Raw genomic sequence first — 1,143 nt, 5'->3', positions numbered from 1 at the left:
GGGCCTGTTGCGTAATTGGCTGGTTGTGATTCTCTGAGAAGGAAGCTCGGAGGGAATCGCAATGGCGGTGAAGCAGACGGGGCAGTTGAGCCTGGCGGAAGCATTTCTGGGCCAGAAGCTTGCAGGTGGATCCTCGCCGCTCGACCGACTGTCCGGTCTGGTGAAGTGGTATCGCTTCGAGAAGCTGCTCAACCCGCTACGCGACGGCGGGCCGGGACGCGCAGCCTGGCCGCCGTTGTTGCTCTTCAAAGCGCTGCTGCTGCAGTCGCTCTATGGGCTATCAGATCGCGAGCTCGAGGAAGCGCTCGGCGATCGGTTGTCATTCCGGCGCTTTGTCGGGCTTGGGCTTGAGGAGAGCATTCCCGACCACACGGTGCTGTCGCGCTTTCGCAACCTGCTTGTTGGCGAAGGGCTGATGGAGAAGCTGTTTGGCGAACTGGACCGGCAGTTGGAGAAGGCGGGCGTGATCCTGAAGCGCGGCACGATGCTAGACGCCACGCTGATCGATGCAGTCTCGGCGCCGCCAACAGCCGAGCGGCCCTCGAAGGATGCCGATGCCCGTGGCGTAAGACGGGGTAAGGGCGACTTCACCTTCGGCTACAAGGCCCATGTCGGGGTGGACGAGGGCTCTGGCCTGATCCGCACGGTGATCACCACACCGGCCAACGTCAACGACACGGTGATGGCCGATGAGTTGGTGCGCGGCGACGAGAAGGCGGTGTGGGCGGATGCCGCCTATGACACGCATGCCCGCCGGGCCAGGCTCAAGGCTGAGGGCCGCAAGCCGCGCATTGCCCGCCGCCCCAACAAGCACCATCCCGAACTGCCGCCGCGGCTCAAGCGCTACAACCGCCTGATCGCGAGACGGCGGGCAGCGGTGGAGACCACCTTCGCCACGCTCAAGAACCGCATGAAGCTGACGACGATCCGCTATGTCGGATTGGCCAAGGCCGCAGCTCAAGTGACGATGGCTGCGATCGCCTTCAACATGCGCCGATGGGCCGCCATCACAGGATAGGTGCGTCCAGCATCCGGCCTGAGGCCACACCGCCACCCTCAATTCCACCCCAAAGCCAAAACGGAGCGAGACCTCGCGACCAAATCGCTCCGCGAGCCTGTCCTCGCTAACTGCGCAACAGGCCC

1 protein-coding gene is annotated in these 1,143 nt (G+C 64.1%); it reads left to right on the top strand.

Features of this window, described 5'->3' with window-relative positions; all coding sequences use genetic code 11:
* Positions 1 to 61 precede the first annotated feature (61 nt).
* Positions 62 to 1,018 carry an IS5 family transposase gene (locus LB565_RS29770; RefSeq protein ID WP_224589629.1) on the top strand — a complete coding sequence of 319 codons (957 nt, stop codon included), beginning with the start codon at positions 62 to 64 and terminating at the stop codon, positions 1,016 to 1,018.
* Positions 1,019 to 1,143 lie beyond the last annotated feature (125 nt).

The sequence above is a fragment of the Mesorhizobium sp. CA14 genome, from assembly GCF_020165195.1.
Lineage (GTDB): Bacteria > Pseudomonadota > Alphaproteobacteria > Rhizobiales > Rhizobiaceae > Mesorhizobium.
This window is presented reverse-complemented; position numbering and strand designations above follow the sequence as displayed.

What these genes read in the sequence shown, in the direction of transcription:
- LB565_RS29770 (WP_224589629.1), top strand. Translation starts at nt 62, where the DNA reads ATGGCGGTGAAGCAGACGGGGCAGTTGAGCCTGGCGGAAGCATTTCTG.